The organism is Pseudogemmobacter lacusdianii (assembly GCF_030848395.1).
GTDB lineage: Bacteria > Pseudomonadota > Alphaproteobacteria > Rhodobacterales > Rhodobacteraceae > Pseudogemmobacter > Pseudogemmobacter lacusdianii.
Window position 1 is genome coordinate 62,391 of record NZ_JAVDBT010000004.1, and the last position, 15,246, is coordinate 77,636.

Consider the following 15,246-nt stretch of genomic DNA (forward strand, 5'->3'; position numbering starts at 1 on the left):
ATACCTTGGTTCTCAAGCTCTTAGCGTGGCTCGTTCACGAAAATGGAGTTGGAGACCATCTGATAGCCACCGCCGCTGGCCGGCCGCAGCCGCAAGCCAAGCCCGGTCGAGGGGAAAATCGGATCCTGCACCACGCAAATGCGCACGATGATGATCTCATGCGCGCCGCCGGGCGTAAAAGTGGTCAGCGCCTCGGTCTCTTCGCCGCGATCGATACAGGTGGCCGGCATGGTCGGTAAAGCGAAAGTGGCGGTCGAGACAGGACGCATCTCGACCTTGAGCAGGCTGTTACAATCCACCAAAACCACGGTGCGCGCGCAGATCAAGCGGCGCAGTTCATTGTGGTCAAAGGTGCCAAGCCGACCCAGACGCACGTCGCGCATCACCAGATCCAAGCCGCGCTCCATCATCACATGGCGAACCATGTAAAGCCCGGCCTCAACCGAGGCCATGAAGATGGTGCACAGGATCGGCACAACGAAAATAAATTCGATCGTGGCGGTGCCTTCCTCATCGCGCGCCCGGTCTCGGGCGCGATGGAAGAGTTTTGACAGCAGGCGGCGCATCATTGGGTTAGCCTCAACTGACTGAGGTTCGAGGCAATGGCGCGGAAGGCGGTGCGGATCTCAAGGCCGCTTGCGTCGAAGTAATAGGTGCCTTCTTCCGCCGATTGGCCCTCACGGCCGGTGGCGCATCTGCGGATGGCGGTTGCGCCCCCCTGCGGCGCCTCAAAGGCGATGCCATAGATCCAGACGCCCTGAGCCTTGGCGGCAGAGCACATTTGGTTCAGGCGTGTGTTCATCTCAGCGGGCTGGGTGAAGCTGCGGAAGTTGGCTTTCCAAGTGTTGTAATGACTGGTGCGCGAACTGGAGCTGGTGCCGCCCAAAGCGCGGCCGTAAAGCTGCCATGCGACCCAATCCGAACGCGCCTCGGCCCAGACATCTTGCCAATTGAGCCGGTTGGCCCCGATCCGCGCTCTGGTGGCGAGATCGCTGGTGTCGGCGGTGCTGGTCGAGACCTGATAGCATTCCGAATTTGCCGGCGTGGTGCCGTTATAGGGCCGCGAATGCCAAGCGTTCAGGCTAGGCACATAATAGGGTTTGCTGCGGCACAGGTCGTCTGCGTCATCGTTCACACCGTTGTTCACCCGGCTGGCATGGAAGACGGACCAAGGGTTGCCGCGCGAGGTGCTGCGCCAGATCGGCGAAGGACCTGCGCGATAAAGATCGTTGGTCTCTTCCTTTTGGAAGTTTTCACCATCGGTCATCAGCACGATGATTTTCAGCGTCTCGGGGTCGCGGAATTGGGCCGGACGATCGGCGAAATAGGTCGGCACCGGGCCACCACCGCGCGCCATTTCTTCGGTGATCGAGCGGCTGCTGGGGTCAAGAAACAGCATGCCCCATTTCATGCCAAGGTCGATCGAGGTCGCGCCCACGGCGATCAAATTATTGATATGGGCTTTGAGCTTGGCGGGGTCATTCTCATGCACCATCACATAGGTGGCGGCATTGGGTTGGCACCACATATTAACATAGAGCCCGTCGTCATCCGGCTCGGGCTTGACGGCATCGGTGCTGCTATTGGGGCGATCAACGGAGCTCCAATGGTCGACAAAGGGGGTCTGTGGCAGCGGCGTTGTGCGCGACAGCTCGGTCGTGGCGAAGGTAGAGCTGGGCAGGTCAAGGCAATAGGAATTGGCACGGGTGCCAGTATTGCCGTGTCTTGCGACAACATTGAATTTGGAAAACAGCGTCGGGCCGATATTCACTTGACCATTATAAGGCACGATGGAGATCGAGATCTTATTTTCGTTGTCATTGGCCAAAACCGTGTCGATGAACTCGGAGGCGGCAGATTTCAGGTTGGCAATTTTGCTGCCCGTGTCCATCGAGCCGGAAATGTCCAAAACCAGCGAAATTTCGACATTGGTAATGCGCTGTTCCGCTTCAGAGCGGTTGTTGGCGTCAAGATGCGGGGTTTCCATCATCGACATGAAGTAGTTTTTCGACCGCACGGAGGCGCGGGCCTCAACGATGCGGGCGTTCATTGCGGTGACGACACGGACGTTGTCGAGCACGCCATCGACGCCAGAAGTGTCCATATAGCTGCGCACGACATCTTCGGGAGCCAAGGAGTTCTCAAGGCTGGCCGCAGCGAGGGTGGCGCGGTCCATCGTTTGCTGCAACGCGACGCGTTTGGTCTCAAACCGCATAAGGTCAACGGCGAGGCCGCCGATCAGCAGCATCAAGAAGAAAAAAACCAGCATAAGCGGCGCAACAACGCCGCTTTCATCGCGTGTGAAGGACTGGACCCGGCTTGCGCAGGTCGCTCTTAGGGTCTGGCGGTCGCTCATGTCTAAGGCCCTTTGTCGTGAAGTGGTTCGGCTGCTGCCTTACAGGGTTTCCCAAAGGGCAGATAGCCGGTCGCATCAGGCGGAATTGTGGCACCTTGTGGTCAGAGGCGGGAAATTAAGGGGGCAAGGAAACGGCGGCCGGTTTGGCGCAAGGATTGTTGCTAATTTATGAACGCAAGTTGCGGGGTTTTGCCGCAGCCTGGCGCCATCGGTTTTGCCCTGCGAATCGGGGTGGCAGTGCAGGGGCCGGCAGATTGCCGGAGGTTTCGTTAATAAATTGCTGATAACGGCTGTGTGTCCAGTCAAATCTAGCGGTGGCAAACGGGGGCGGACGGACTAGACTGTGGCTGCGCCGTGACCGGGGTTCACCTGGCGCGGGCGTTTGGAGGGATAGTGTATGCAAACCGCCGGCGAACCCAGCTTTCGGGATTCTGTAGATTTGATGTTCAATCGGGCGGTGCGCCTGATGGATCTGAGCCCCGGGCTTGAAGAGAAAATCCGCGTCTGCAACTCGACCTATACGGTGCGTTTCGGCGTACGGCTGCGCGGCAAGATGCAGACCTTCACCGGCTACCGCTCGGTGCATTCGGAACATATGGAGCCTGTGAAGGGCGGTATCCGCTATGCGATGAACGTCGATCAAGACGAGGTTGAGGCGCTGGCGGCGCTGATGACCTATAAATGCGCCTTGGTGGAGACGCCGTTTGGCGGCTCGAAAGGCGGGCTTTGCATCGATCCTCGGCAATGGGAAGAGCATGAGCTGGAGCTGATCACCCGCCGCTTCGCCTATGAGCTGATCAAGCGCGACCTGATCCATCCGGCGCAAAACGTGCCGGCGCCAGATATGGGCACCGGTGAGCGTGAGATGGCTTGGATCGCCGATCAATATGCGCGGATGAACACCACCGATATCAACGCCAAGGCTTGCGTCACCGGCAAGCCGCCGCATGCGGGGGGCATCCAAGGCCGGGTCGAGGCCACCGGGCGCGGCGTGCAATATGCGTTGCGCGAGTTTTTCCGCCATCCCGAAGATGTGGCGATCGCCAATCTTTCCGGCGGGCTTGCGGGCAAGCGCATCATCGTCCAAGGCCTTGGCAATGTGGGCTATCACGCCGCCAAATTCTTGGCCGAGGAAGATGGCGCCAAGATCATCGCGGTGATCGAGCGCGATGGCGCGGTGGTCAATCCCGATGGCGTGGATATTGACGATCTGAAGCAATGGCTTGTCGGCCATGACGGGCTGAGCGCGGGCTACCCGAACGGTACGCATGTGCCCGATGGCGCCTCGGTGCTGGAAGCGGAATGCGACATCCTGATCCCGGCGGCGATGGAAGGCGTGATCCACAAGGGCAATGCCGATCGGATCAAGGCGCCCTTGATCATCGAGGCGGCGAATGGCCCGGTCACCTATAGCGCCGATGAGATCCTGCGCAAAAAGGGCGTGGTGATCATCCCCGACATGTATGCCAATGCGGGCGGCGTGACGGTGTCTTACTTCGAATGGGTGAAGAACCTCAGCCATATCCGCTTTGGCCGAATGCAGCGGCGGGCCGAGGAATCGCGCTCGCGGCTTTTGGTCGAAGAGTTGGAGCGGCTGTCGGCAGATCGCGGCCTTGGCTGGACGCTGGCCGATGATTTCAAGCAGCGCTTCTTGCAAGGCTCGGATGAATTGGCGCTGGTGCGCTCGGGCCTCGATGACACGATGCGCACGGCGTATCAGTCGATGCGGGCCGTCTGGCACAGCCGCGACGATGTCGAGGATCTGCGGATGGCGGCCTATCTGGTGGCGATCGGCCGGGTGGCGCAAAGCTACCGCTCGAAAGGCTTGTAACAGGGGCTGCGCCCCCCATTTGCGGGGGCGCGCCCTATCGCCTGTGACTTGGGGCAGGGCGGGGCCTTGCCTTTCGTTCCTTAGGGTTGAGGCGCCGCTTGGCGGACCTTGCGTCAGGTTGCGCGCCTGAAGATTGAGCATTGCGACAATTTTTGTCGTCGCTGGGCATGGTTTTGCCGCGAAACCCTTGATAAGGGCTGCGAACCGGATCAGATGGGATCCCAGTAGCTGCGGGCGGCATGGGCTTTGTCCGCGGCGTAACAGGCCCAAAACGAGGCAGGCGATGCGTTATTCTGGCTTGAAGGTAATCACCGAAGGGCTGTTCGGGAACAAGGGTTGGAAGCCGGCATGGCGCAACCCCGCTCCCAAGGCCGAATATGATGCGATTATCATCGGCGGCGGCGGTCATGGTCTTTCGACCGCCTATTATTTGGCCAAGAACCACGGGATGACCAATATCGCCGTGCTGGAGAAGGGCTATCTCGGCGGCGGCAACGTCGGGCGCAACACCACGATCGTGCGCGCCAACTACTTCCTGCCGGGCAATACGGAATTCTACAGCCACAGCCTGAAGCTTTGGGAAGGGCTGGAATCCGAGTTGAATTACAACGTAATGCATTCGCAGCGCGGCTTGATCAACCTTTTCCACTCGGACGGTCAGCGCGACGCTTTCGCGCGGCGCGGCAATGCGATGATCAACCACGGCGATGATGCGGTGCTGTTGGACCGCGACGGCGTGCGCGAAATGCTGCCTTATCTCGATTTCGAGCAGACCCGCTTCCCGATCTATGGCGGGCTTTTGCACGCCCGTGGCGGCTCGGCCCGGCATGATGCGGTGGCTTGGGGCTATGCGCGCGGCGCCGATATGCGCGGCGTGGATTTGATCCAGAACTGCGAAGTTACTGGAATCGATATCGAAAACGGCAAGGTCGTGGGGGTGCAAACCACCCGCGGCGCGATCAAGGCCAAGAAGGTTGGCATGATCGCTGCGGGCCGTTCGGGCCAAGTGGCGGCGATGGCTGGGATGCGGCTGCCGATCGAAAGCCATGTCTTGCAAGCCTTCGTGACCGAGGGTCTGAAGCCGGTGATCGACCATGTGATCAGCTTCGGCATGGGCCATTTCTACATCAGCCAATCCGACAAGGGCGGCTTGGTCTTTGGTGGCGATCTCGATTTCTACGCCTCCTATGCGGCGCGCGGCAACCTGCCGATGGTCGAGCATGTGATGGAAGCCGGCATGACGCTGATGCCGATGATCGGCCGCGCCAAGGTTCTGCGCAGCTGGGGCGGCATCATGGATATGACGCCCGATGGCTCTCCGATCATCGATAAGACCCATATCGAAGGGCTCTATATCGACTGCGGTTGGAACTATGGCGGCTTCAAAGCCGTGCCGGCCTCGGGCTGGTGCATGTCGCATCTGATGGCGACCGACACCACACATGAGCTGGCCAAGCGCTTCCGTCTGGACCGTTTCGCCACCGGCCATCTTCTCGATGAAGAGGGCACCGGCTCTCAGCACAACCAGCATTGATGTGGCTGCACTGATATGTCGCTGATGCTGCGCAACTTTTGCCCCGCCGTGCCACCCTCGGCTACTGGCGGGGAGAGCTTCAGACCGATGATACGCTCTGCGTTATTTTCTGTCGTCAAATATCCCGGGGTGAGGCCGCAGGCCGAGGGGCAGCGCCCCTTCGCCTCCCCCGCCGAGAAGGAGACCGCCCGATGCGTCTGACTTGCCCCCTTTGCGGATCCCGCGACCGGCGCGAATTTTATTATTACGGCGCCGACACTTACCTTAACCGCCCCGCACCCGATGCGCCGATGGCGGCTTGGGATGATTACCTCCACTTGCGCGACAACCCCGCCGGGGTGACGCGCGATTTGTGGTATCACGAACAGGGCTGCGCTCAGTGGCTGAAGGTCACACGCAACACCGTCACGCATGAGATTTCGGCTGTTGAGCTGGTGGCGGGTCCGGCAGCTGGCGGGAAAGGAGCCTCGGAATGAGGATCGACGGCAAAGGCATTATCGACCGCACGCGCCCGGTCAGCTTCCGCTTCGATGGCCGCGAATATGGCGGCTATAAGGGCGACACTTTGGCCTCGGCACTGCTGGCCAATGACGTGCGTCTGGTCGGCCGCAGCTTCAAATATCACCGCCCGCGCGGGATTTTGACCGCTGGTTCGGAAGAGCCGAATGCGATGGTGGAAATCCACGGCCGCACCAACCAGACCCCGAACGTCCGCGCCACGGTGCAAGAGATCTTCGACGGGATGGACGCACGCAGCCAAAACCGCATGGGCACATTGCGCCATGACCTGTTGGCGGTGAACGATTATGTCTCGCCCTTCCTGTCGGCGGGCTTCTATTACAAGACCTTCATGTGGCCGCGCGCCTTCTGGGAGCGGGTCTATGAGCCGATCATCCGCCGTGCGGCGGGGCTTGGCAGCCTTTCGGGCAAGCATGATGATGGCAGCTATGAGAAGGCCTTTGCCTTCTGCGATCTGTTGGTCATCGGCGCTGGGCCGACGGGCCTGATGGCCGCTTTGGTTGCAGCGCGCTCGGGCGCGGATGTGATCTTGGCGGAAGAAAACCCGCATCTGGGCGGGCGTTTGATCGATGACGCGGGCCAGATCGATGGCGAGCCGGCGGCGCTTTGGGTGGCACGGGTCGAGGCCGAGCTGCGGTCCTTGCCGAATGTGCGGATCATGACCCGCACCGCGGTGACCGGCGCTTATGACAATGGCACCTTTGGTGCTTTGGAGCGGGTGGGCCTGCACAAGTCGGCGCGTCCGAACCTGCCGCGCGAATGCTTCTGGCGCATCGTCGCCAAACGCTCGGTGCTGGCGGCAGGCGCTTTGGAGCGGCCGATTGCCTTCCCGATGAACGACCGTCCGGGCATCATGATGGCAAGCGCCGTGCGCAGCTATATGAACCGTTACGGCGTCGTGCCGGGCAAGCGCGTGACGCTCTTTGCCAATACCGATGCTGCCCGCGACACCGCGCGCCAGCTGATTGCGGCAGGCGTTTCGGTGGCCGCGATCATCGATCCGCGCGCCGATGCCTCCAGCGTCGAAGACTGCCCGGTCTATACCGGGGCCGAGGTGATCGACACCCGTGGCCGTCTTGGCCTGCGCGAAATCACCATCCGTCAGGGCGGTGAAGAGAAGCGGATCGAAACCGATTGCCTGGCGATGTCAGGCGGTTGGAACCCGACGATCCACCTCACCTGCCATATGAATGGCCGCCCGCAATGGAACGAAGAGCTTGCCGCCTTCGTGCCGGTTGAGGGCGCTGTGCCGGGGCTCAGCGCTGCCGGTGCGGCCAATGGCACCATGTCCACCCACGGCGCCTTGGCCGCGGGCAAGGCAGCGGCCGAGGCGGCCTTGCGTCATCTGGAGCGCAACGTCGCTGAGGTGGCTGTGCCGGGGGCGGAAGATGCACCCTATGCGGTCCGCGCGACTTGGGCCGTGGAGGGCAAGGGCCGGGCTTGGCTCGACTTCGCCAATGACGTGACCGTCAAGGACGTGCGCCTTGCCGCGCATGAAAACTATGCCTCGGTCGAGCATATGAAGCGCTACACCACGCAAGGGATGGCGCCGGATCAAGGCAAAAACTCGAACGTTGGCGCTTTGGCCGTGCTGGCCGATGCGACGGGGCGCGGCATCCCGGAGACCGGGACCACCACCTTCCGTCCGCCTTATGTGCCGGTTTCGATCGCTTCGATGGGCGCTGGTGGGCGTGGCATGGGCTTTGCGCCGCAGCGCTTCCTGACCTCGGACCAAGCCAGCCGCGACCGCGGCGCGCCGATGGTTGAGGCGGGGCTTTGGTATCGCCCGAGCTACTTCCCCAAACCGGGTGAGACCACCTGGAAGGAAGCTTGCGACCGCGAGACCACGATGGTGCGGACCTCGGTCGGCGTTTGCGACGTGTCGACTTTGGGCAAAGTGGATATTCAAGGCAAGGATGCCGCGCGCTTCCTCGACTTCGTTTATACCAATATGTTCAGCACCTTGGGTCTTGGTAAGGTCCGCTACGGTCTGATGCTGCGCGAAGATGGAACTGTCTTGGACGATGGCACCACCGCGCGTCTGGGCGAGAACCACTATCTGATGACCACCACCACCGCCGGGGCTGGCGTGGTGATGCGGCACCTTGATTTCGTGCAGCAAGCCTTCTGTGCCGATTGGGATGTGCGGTTCATCTCGGTGACCGAATCTTGGGCGCAGTTTGCGGTTGCGGGGCCAATGGCGCGGCAATTGTTGGCGGGCTACCTTGGCCAGCCGGTGGAGCTGCCGTTCATGGGCGTTGCTCCGGTGCAAATCGGTGATGTGCAGGGACGTCTTTTCCGGATCTCGTTCTCGGGCGAAGAAGGCTACGAGATTGCAGTGCCGACCCGCTATGGTGAAGCGCTCTTCCGTGACCTGCTGGCGCGGGCCGAGACGATGGGCGGCGGTGCTTACGGTATGGAAGCGCTGAACGTGCTGCGGATCGAGAAAGGGTTCATCACCCATGCCGAGATCCACGGCCGCACCAATGCTTTCGACATTGGCATGGTCAAAATGATCTCGGCCAAGAAAGATTGCATCGGCAAAGCGGCAGCGCAGCGCCCGGGCCTGCTGGGGCCAGAGCGTGAGCAACTGGTCGGTCTGCGCGCAGCTGCGCCGATCACCGCTGGCGCGCATCTCTTCCGCCCGAATGACAAGGTCGAGCTGAAGAATGACCAAGGCTATGTCACCAGCGTGGGCTATTCGCCGACGCTCTCGGCTTGGCTGGGGATGGGCTTTGTGGTGAACGGGCGTGCCCGCCACGGCGAGACCATTCGCTTGGTCGATCATTTGCGCGGCATCGATGTGCTGTGTGAAATCTGTGACCCGGTCTTCTTTGACCCGGAGGGAGGGAAGCTCCGTGCCTGAACTGATTGCAAAATCCGCGATTGATGCTGGTCCTGTGACCAAGGGCGGGGCCAGCTTGGCCCTCATGGAGCCGGGCCCGATCTCCTCGATTGCGCTTTATGCGCATGGGGCGGAAGCGGGGGCTAAGGGTTTGGAAACGCTTGGCCTGTCCTTCCCTGCTCCGGGCCAGTCGCAAGAAAATGGCGCGGCACGCATCCTGTGGACGGGCCGCGATCAGGCCTTTCTGATCGGGGCCGAGGCGCCTGCAATGGAAGGCGCTGCCATCACCGATCAAAGCGATGGTTGGGCTGCCTTCAGCCTCTCGGGCGCTGGGGTCGAGGATGTGCTGTCGCGACTGGTCGCCGTCGATGTACGGCTGTCGGCCTTCGCGCCGGGGCAGGTTGTCCGCACCGGGCTGAACCACATGCCGATGATCCTGCGCCGCGCTTCGGCTGAGGCGTTTGAGATTTACACCTTCCGCTCGATGGCGCGCAGCGCTTGGCATGAGTTGGAAGAGGTGATGGGCCAACTGGCCGCACGCGGGACGCTGAAAAGCTAAGGCCAGCGCTGCCAAAACTCAGCAGATAAAGTGGATCCTGTGGCGAAAGTCACAGGATCTTGTCATTTTACGCAACGAAAACCGGCGGATTTCTGTCTAGAGAATATTTTACCACTGGAACGGGAGCAAAGGGAAGATTACACCCTTCCTGAAGCATAGTTTCAGGAAAGCTGAATATGGCACCCGATGGTCAGGTTCTTGCCCCCAATCTCCACGAGTCTGAATCCATCCCCGAAGCCGCAAGGGCCGAGATTGATCGGCTGCTAAGCTCGGGCGATTTGTTCCGTTACACCGCGCCTTCGGATGCGCCGGTGGCCTTGTTGGAAAAAGAGTTCGCCGAACTTTTGGGCGCGCGCTTTGCGCTGGCGGTTTCGTCCTGCTCGGCGGCTTTGTTCTTGTGTCTCAAGGCTTTGGATCTGCCGAAAGGCGCCAAAGTGCTGATCCCGGCCTTCACCTTTGCCGCGGTGCCGTCCTCGGTTGTCCATGCGGAATGTGAGCCGGTCTTGGTTGAGGTTGGTGCGAATTACCGCGTGGATATGGCTGATTTTGCAGCGAAATTGCCGCAAGCCTCGGCCGTTTTGATCAGCCATATGCGCGGCCATACCTCGGATATGGATGCGATCATGGCGCTTTGCGATGCTGCTGGCGTGCCGGTGATCGAAGATGCGGCGCATTCTTTGGGCACGTTGTGGAGCGGTCGCCAGATCGGCACGATCGGCAAGGCGGGCTGTTTCAGCTTCCAATCCTATAAGCTGGTGAATGCCGGTGAGGGCGGGATCATGGTCACCGATGATCCTGAGATCGCGGCGCGGGCCATCATCATGTCCGGCGCTTATGAGGAAAACTGGAAGAAACATCCGGGGCTTAGCAATTCCTGCGCGCATTGGCAGAATAAGCTGCCGCTTTATAATTTGCGGATGCAGAACCTTTCGGCGGCGGTGATCCGGCCGCAGCTGCCCTTGGTGGCGGACCGCGTGACCAAGGGCCGGGCGAATTACGACCATGTCGCGGCGCAGCTGAATGATTGCCCGCATCTGGTGGTGCCGCCGGCCTTGCCGGGCGAAGAGCGCGCGCCGGATTCGATCCAGTTCAACCTGAAGGGCGAATGGAGCGATGATGAGGCGCGGGCGTTGCAGGCGGCGGCCAAGGCGCGTGGCGTGACGGTGCAGGTCTTTGGCCTCAGCGACGGCAATGCGCGGGCGTTTTGGAACTGGCAGTTCCTTGGCGATGTGCCCGAGCTGCCGCAGACCCGTGCGATGCTGATGCGGGCTTGCGATGTGCGGCTGCCGACGCGGCTTTCGCAAGCCGAGCTCGACTTTGTGGCAGGGGTGATCTTGGACGCTGTGGCCGAAGTTAAGGGCTAAAGCACCCGCAGCTCGGACCCAAGGAAGGGCAGAGCTGCGCACATCGGGTCGATCACGTCGCTTTGGATAAGTCCCTTGAGGCGTTGCGAAATCTGCGCGGGAACCCCGCGCAGAACCCCATTGCGCGCTGAAAGTGACAGCGTGCGCGACATCGGCGCGAAGGGCAGGGGGGTGACCTCAACCTCGGCCCGGAAGCGGCGGGCTTGATGCAAAGCCAGCGGCGTCAGGATCGCCCAACCCTCTCCAGCCGCGACCATGGCAAGGATGGCGTGATAGCTGTCGAGTTCGAACCGCGAGGCGGGGTTCAGGCCAAGCTGCGCCAGATGCGCGGCGATTTGGCGGCCCATCAGATGGCGCGCGGTGTAGCGGATCAGCGGTAGATCGGCGGGCGTACGGCCCTTGGGGCAGACGGCAAGGAAGGGCTCACGCAGGATCGGATGCAGCTCACGCCCTTCGCCTTCGCTGCCGCTGTCGGCGGCGACGACCACGTCTAAGGCACGGGAATCCAGAAGGTCGAGCAGGCGATGCGAGGGGCCGGTTTCCAGAAGGAAGCGGCAGGATTTCAGCTCTTGCGACAAAGCCGAGAGCAGCCGCGGCGTCACGTCCGCGTCAAAATCCTCAATCATTCCAAGGCGTAGCGTAGTGAGGCCCGCAAGGTCGGCCTGAGCCAGCTCGGCCCGCGCCTCTTCTGCGGCATTAAGCATGGTCTGGGCATGACGACGGAACATCGCCCCCGCTGGCGTGATCGCCATCGGCCTTGTGCTGCGGTCCAGCAAAGCCGCGCCAAGGGCCTGCTCCAGCCCGCTTAATTGCTGCGAGACGGCCGAGGGGCTGACGCCCAGACGCCGCGCCGCAGCAGAGATTGCGCCCTCTTCTGCAGCGGCGAGAAAGATCTCAATGCCCCAAAGAGTGACGCGGCCCTCCGGCTCGGGCATGGCTTAAAGCTTCGACAGTTTGGACTGCAATTCAGCCAACTGACGCTTGATATCGGCGATATCATCTTCCTTTGCCGGGGCTTCGCCCTCAGGCTCTGCCGCAGTGCCGGGCCAGCCGGGCATTGCACCGGCACCGCCCATCATCGACTTTAGGAAGGCTTCTTGCTGCTTGCGCAGCGCCTCAAACCCCGGGATCGACGCCATCGGGTTTTGGATTTTCGTGAGGTTTTCCATAACCTTGGACTGTTTGCCGCGCAGCATCTCAAAAGAGGCTGCAAGGAATTGCGGCATCACCGACTGCATGCCGGACGCATAGCTGCGCACAAGATCGGTGAGCACATCGACGGGCAGAACGTTCTCGCCCTTCGATTCATGTTCCGCCACGATCTGCAACAGATATTGGCGCGTCAGGTCATCGCCGGTCTTGAGGTCGATGATCTGCACCTCACGCCCCTGACGGATGAAACCGGCAATATCCTCAAGCGTGACGTAATCCGAGGTCTCGGTGTTGTAGAGCCGCCGACTGGCGTAGCGCTTGATCAAAAGCGGCTTGTCGGTCTCAGCCATCGCGGGTCCCCCAGAGCATTATGCGCATGCAGAGAAGCTTAGGGCGGGTGGGGGCCAAAAAGCAAGGGCGGGCCGCAATGGACCCGCCCGCCAGATGATATTCTTTGGTCTACTTGCCGGGATGCGGCATAAAAGACCTTGATCGCAAAGGCTTACTTCGCGGCCGAAGCGGCTTACTTGGCGGCAGCGGTCACCTCGGCGGTGGCTTTCTGCACAACAGCGGAAGCGTCTTGCGAGGCTTCTTTGCCAGCAGCCAACATCAGCTCAACCGTTTCAGCTTGGACTTTTTTCGCAACTTCAGCGAAGGCGGCAAAGTTCTCAGCGGCGATTTCGGCCGAGGCGGAAGCGAAGTCGCTCACCGATTTCGAATAATCGGTCGGCTCGGTCTTGGCTTTGGCAACATCGCCCAAACGTGCCAGAGCGTCTTTGGCCCATTTGGCGCTGATCTCGGTCGATTTTTCAGCGGCATCCAGAGCAACTTTGGCCAGCTTCTCGCCAAAAGCAGCTTGGGTTTTGAAGGCGGTTTGCAGCGCCGAGGAGTCAACCGGGAACTGAGCCAGCATGTCCTGGAAGACCTTGGTGTAGTCCTGAGTCTTGTTCATGTCATCATCTCCTGTGTCCGGGTGCCATCGGTCCAGCCGCGGGGCCCGTTTCATGAACAGAGATATAGATGCTGCAGTGCAGCAATGCAAGGCTCTTTCTGCATTGCAGCAATCGTCTGGGTGCATGGCTGGCGCTAACGCACACGTCACGGGGGAGTTGGGGCGCGACTAAGAACCGATTGATCTGCTTCACGAAAGCTGCGGGTCGGGGTGGATTTGGCGGTGTTGCGGGCCAAATCCACCGATCAACCTCGCTGCAATGGCAGCGAGGTTATTTGGGCTTCTTGGGGGAAGGCGCCGAATCGCTGCGCTGCGGCGGAGGCGTTTAGCTGGCCTCGTTTTGCAGCTGCAGCGGCAGCACATAGGTGCCAGGGGCTGGGGCAAGTGTGCCGTCTTTGCCGCCGGGCGGACGTGCCTTCACCATGCCGCCTGACCGCTCGGCCAGCCAAGCGCCCCAGCGCGGCCACCAGCTGGCATGGGTTTTCTCGGCCCCAGCGCGCCAGTCTTCAGGACTGCCCTCGATGGGGGCAGGGCTGCTGTAATGGCCGTATTTGCCCTTGGAGGGCGGGTTGATGATCCCGGCGATATGGCCAGATTCGGCAAGGATAAAGGTTTTATCCTTTGATCCCATTTGCTTGATGCCGTTGAACGAGCCTTTCCAATGGGCGATGTGGTCGGTCTCGCAAGCCACGGCGCAGAGCGGCAGTTGGATGTCCGCAAGCGAGACCGGCTCACCGAAGACCGGGAATTGGCCGGTGGCGAAGCCATTTTTTTGGCACAGGGCACGCAGATATTCGACGGCCATCGCGGCGGGCAGGTTGGTGCCGTCGCCGTTCCAATAGAGCAGATCGAAGGCGGGCGGGCGCTCTCCCATCATATAGCTTTTGATCGCCGGGGCGTAGATCAGGTCGTTTGAACGCAGGAAAGAGAAGGTGCGCGACATGAAAAAGGAGGAGAGAATCCCGTCTTGCGCGGTCTGACGCTCGATCCCGTCGACGAAGTCGTTGGCAAGAAAGACGCCCACCTCGCCCGGGTCGGAGAAATCGGTGAGGGTGGTGAAGAAGGTCGCGCTTTTGGCCGAGGTATCTCCCGCTTTTTGCAGATGCGCGAGGGTGAGGCCCAAGGTGGTGCCGGCGATGCAATAGCCAACGACGTTGATCTGTTTCTCGCCGGTGATGCGGCGCGTTTCGGCCATCGCGCGGATGAAACCGTCGCGGATATAATCATCCATGCCGACGCCCGCGTAAGAAGCATCGGGGTTGACCCAAGAGACCACGAAGACGGTGAAGCCCTGATCCACGATCCATTTGATCAGGGAATTCTGCGGCTTAAGGTCCATGATGTAGAATTTGTTGATCCAAGGCGGGAAGATCAGCAGCGGGGTTTTGTGCACCTTTTCGGTGCTGGGCGCATATTGGATAAGCTCCAACATACGGTTGCGGTAGACGACCGCGCCGGGGGTGGTGGCGAGGTTGCGCCCGACTTGGAAGGCAGATTTATCGGCAAGGTTGACCAGAAGATCGCCCTGATTTGCCTCAATATCGCGGATCAGGTTCTCAAGGCCTTGGACCAAGCTTTCGCCATCGGTCTGCATCGCCTTTTCCAAAGCATCGGGGTTGGTGCCAAGAAAATTGGTGGGGGCGAAGAGGTCGATGATTTGACGGATGAAGTAATCGGCGCGGCGGTGGTCCACCGGATCAAGGCCTTCCTGTCCGGCGACTGCCGTCGTCAAAGCCTCGGAGTTAAAGAGGTATTGCTGCTTTAAGTAGTTGAAGAACGGGTGGTTGTCCCAAAGCGGATTGGCAAAGCGGCGGTCAGTGGGGCCTTTGTCGGCGGGGGCTTCAAAGGTTCCCTTGGCCAAGGTGGCTTGGGCATCGGCGTAATGTTTCAGCGTTTTGCCCCAATAACCGACCTGCTGCTCAATCACCTTGCCGGGATTTTGCATCATTTCCGCAAGATAGGCGGCGGTGGCTTTGACGTAGACCTCTTGGCTGGGGCCGGCGAGGGCGGGGTCGGAGGTGCGGCGGTTGGCAAGGGCTGTGGTCAGGCGGGTCGAAAGCTCTTCCATACGGGCCAAATTGGCGCTGAGGCGGTCTTGCCGGGCGGTGATTTCGTCGGATTCTGTTGCCATGCT

At 60.9% G+C, this 15,246-nt stretch carries 12 protein-coding genes; 6 read left to right on the plus strand and 6 right to left on the minus strand.

Annotated features, from left to right (window positions below; translation table 11 throughout):
* Nucleotides 1-20: 20 nt before the first annotated feature.
* Both Q9295_RS04965 and Q9295_RS04970 read right to left on the minus strand, forming a co-directional pair.
* Nucleotides 21-569, minus strand: coding sequence for a TadE/TadG family type IV pilus assembly protein (locus tag Q9295_RS04965; protein WP_306679405.1), 549 nt, complete (start codon nt 567-569; stop codon nt 21-23).
* Nucleotides 566-2,356 (minus strand): TadE/TadG family type IV pilus assembly protein, encoded by a 1,791-nt coding sequence (locus Q9295_RS04970; protein ID WP_306679406.1) that lies wholly within the window; start codon nt 2,354-2,356, stop codon nt 566-568. Before Q9295_RS04970 ends, Q9295_RS04965 begins: the two co-directional genes overlap by 4 nt.
* Nucleotides 2,357-2,753: 397 nt before the next feature.
* Here Q9295_RS04970 and Q9295_RS04975 point away from each other — a divergent pair, with 397 nt between their 5' ends.
* From Q9295_RS04975 to Q9295_RS05000, 6 genes are all read left to right on the plus strand, one after another.
* Nucleotides 2,754-4,187 carry a Glu/Leu/Phe/Val family dehydrogenase gene (locus Q9295_RS04975; RefSeq protein ID WP_306679407.1) on the plus strand — a complete coding sequence of 478 codons (1,434 nt, stop codon included), beginning with the start codon at nt 2,754-2,756 and terminating at the stop codon, nt 4,185-4,187.
* A gap of 283 nt (nt 4,188-4,470) precedes the next feature.
* Nucleotides 4,471-5,721 (plus strand): sarcosine oxidase subunit beta family protein, encoded by a 1,251-nt coding sequence (locus Q9295_RS04980; RefSeq protein ID WP_306679408.1) that lies wholly within the window; start codon nt 4,471-4,473, stop codon nt 5,719-5,721.
* 191 nt (nt 5,722-5,912) lie between these two features.
* On the plus strand, nt 5,913-6,197 hold the full coding sequence (locus Q9295_RS04985; protein ID WP_306679409.1) for a sarcosine oxidase subunit delta: 285 nt from the start codon (nt 5,913-5,915) through the stop codon (nt 6,195-6,197).
* Nucleotides 6,194-9,106, plus strand: coding sequence for a sarcosine oxidase subunit alpha family protein (locus Q9295_RS04990; RefSeq protein ID WP_306679410.1), 2,913 nt, complete (start codon nt 6,194-6,196; stop codon nt 9,104-9,106). Before Q9295_RS04985 ends, Q9295_RS04990 begins: the two co-directional genes overlap by 4 nt.
* Nucleotides 9,099-9,644 (plus strand): sarcosine oxidase subunit gamma, encoded by a 546-nt coding sequence (locus tag Q9295_RS04995; protein ID WP_306679411.1) that lies wholly within the window; start codon nt 9,099-9,101, stop codon nt 9,642-9,644. The genes Q9295_RS04990 and Q9295_RS04995 overlap by 8 nt, the downstream gene beginning before the upstream one ends.
* A gap of 176 nt (nt 9,645-9,820) precedes the next feature.
* Complete coding sequence (locus Q9295_RS05000; protein ID WP_306679412.1) at nt 9,821-11,008, plus strand: DegT/DnrJ/EryC1/StrS family aminotransferase; 1,188 nt, start codon at nt 9,821-9,823, stop codon at nt 11,006-11,008.
* Here Q9295_RS05000 and Q9295_RS05005 read toward each other — a convergent pair.
* The 4 genes from Q9295_RS05005 to phaC all read right to left on the minus strand — a co-directional run bounded on the left by Q9295_RS05005 (nt 11,005) and on the right by phaC (nt 15,243).
* Nucleotides 11,005-11,943, minus strand: a complete 939-nt coding sequence (locus Q9295_RS05005) for a LysR family transcriptional regulator (protein ID WP_306679413.1) — start codon at nt 11,941-11,943, stop codon at nt 11,005-11,007. The genes Q9295_RS05000 and Q9295_RS05005 overlap by 4 nt on opposite strands.
* A 3-nt stretch (nt 11,944-11,946) precedes the next feature.
* Nucleotides 11,947-12,510, minus strand: a complete 564-nt coding sequence (gene phaR / locus Q9295_RS05010) for a polyhydroxyalkanoate synthesis repressor PhaR (RefSeq protein ID WP_306679414.1) — start codon at nt 12,508-12,510, stop codon at nt 11,947-11,949.
* 173 nt (nt 12,511-12,683) lie between these two features.
* Nucleotides 12,684-13,112: a phasin family protein gene (locus tag Q9295_RS05015; RefSeq protein ID WP_306679415.1), complete on the minus strand. Its 429-nt coding sequence runs from the start codon at nt 13,110-13,112 to the stop codon at nt 12,684-12,686.
* Between the two features lie 325 nt (nt 13,113-13,437).
* On the minus strand, nt 13,438-15,243 hold the full coding sequence (gene phaC, locus Q9295_RS05020) for a class I poly(R)-hydroxyalkanoic acid synthase (protein WP_306679416.1): 1,806 nt from the start codon (nt 15,241-15,243) through the stop codon (nt 13,438-13,440).
* Between the last annotated feature and the right edge of the window lie 3 nt (nt 15,244-15,246).

Coding starts and splice junctions, on each gene's coding strand:
- Q9295_RS04965 (WP_306679405.1), bottom strand. CDS start 569: ATGATGCGCCGCCTGCTGTCAAAACTCTTCCATCGCGCCCGAGACCGG.
- Q9295_RS04970 (WP_306679406.1), bottom strand. CDS start 2,356: ATGAGCGACCGCCAGACCCTAAGAGCGACCTGCGCAAGCCGGGTCCAG.
- Q9295_RS04975 (WP_306679407.1), top strand. CDS start 2,754: ATGCAAACCGCCGGCGAACCCAGCTTTCGGGATTCTGTAGATTTGATG.
- Q9295_RS04980 (WP_306679408.1), top strand. CDS start 4,471: ATGCGTTATTCTGGCTTGAAGGTAATCACCGAAGGGCTGTTCGGGAAC.
- Q9295_RS04985 (WP_306679409.1), top strand. CDS start 5,913: ATGCGTCTGACTTGCCCCCTTTGCGGATCCCGCGACCGGCGCGAATTT.
- Q9295_RS04990 (WP_306679410.1), top strand. CDS start 6,194: ATGAGGATCGACGGCAAAGGCATTATCGACCGCACGCGCCCGGTCAGC.
- Q9295_RS05000 (WP_306679412.1), top strand. CDS start 9,821: ATGGCACCCGATGGTCAGGTTCTTGCCCCCAATCTCCACGAGTCTGAA.
- Q9295_RS05005 (WP_306679413.1), bottom strand. CDS start 11,943: ATGCCCGAGCCGGAGGGCCGCGTCACTCTTTGGGGCATTGAGATCTTT.
- phaR (WP_306679414.1), bottom strand. CDS start 12,510: ATGGCTGAGACCGACAAGCCGCTTTTGATCAAGCGCTACGCCAGTCGG.
- Q9295_RS05015 (WP_306679415.1), bottom strand. CDS start 13,112: ATGAACAAGACTCAGGACTACACCAAGGTCTTCCAGGACATGCTGGCT.
- phaC (WP_306679416.1), bottom strand. CDS start 15,243: ATGGCAACAGAATCCGACGAAATCACCGCCCGGCAAGACCGCCTCAGC.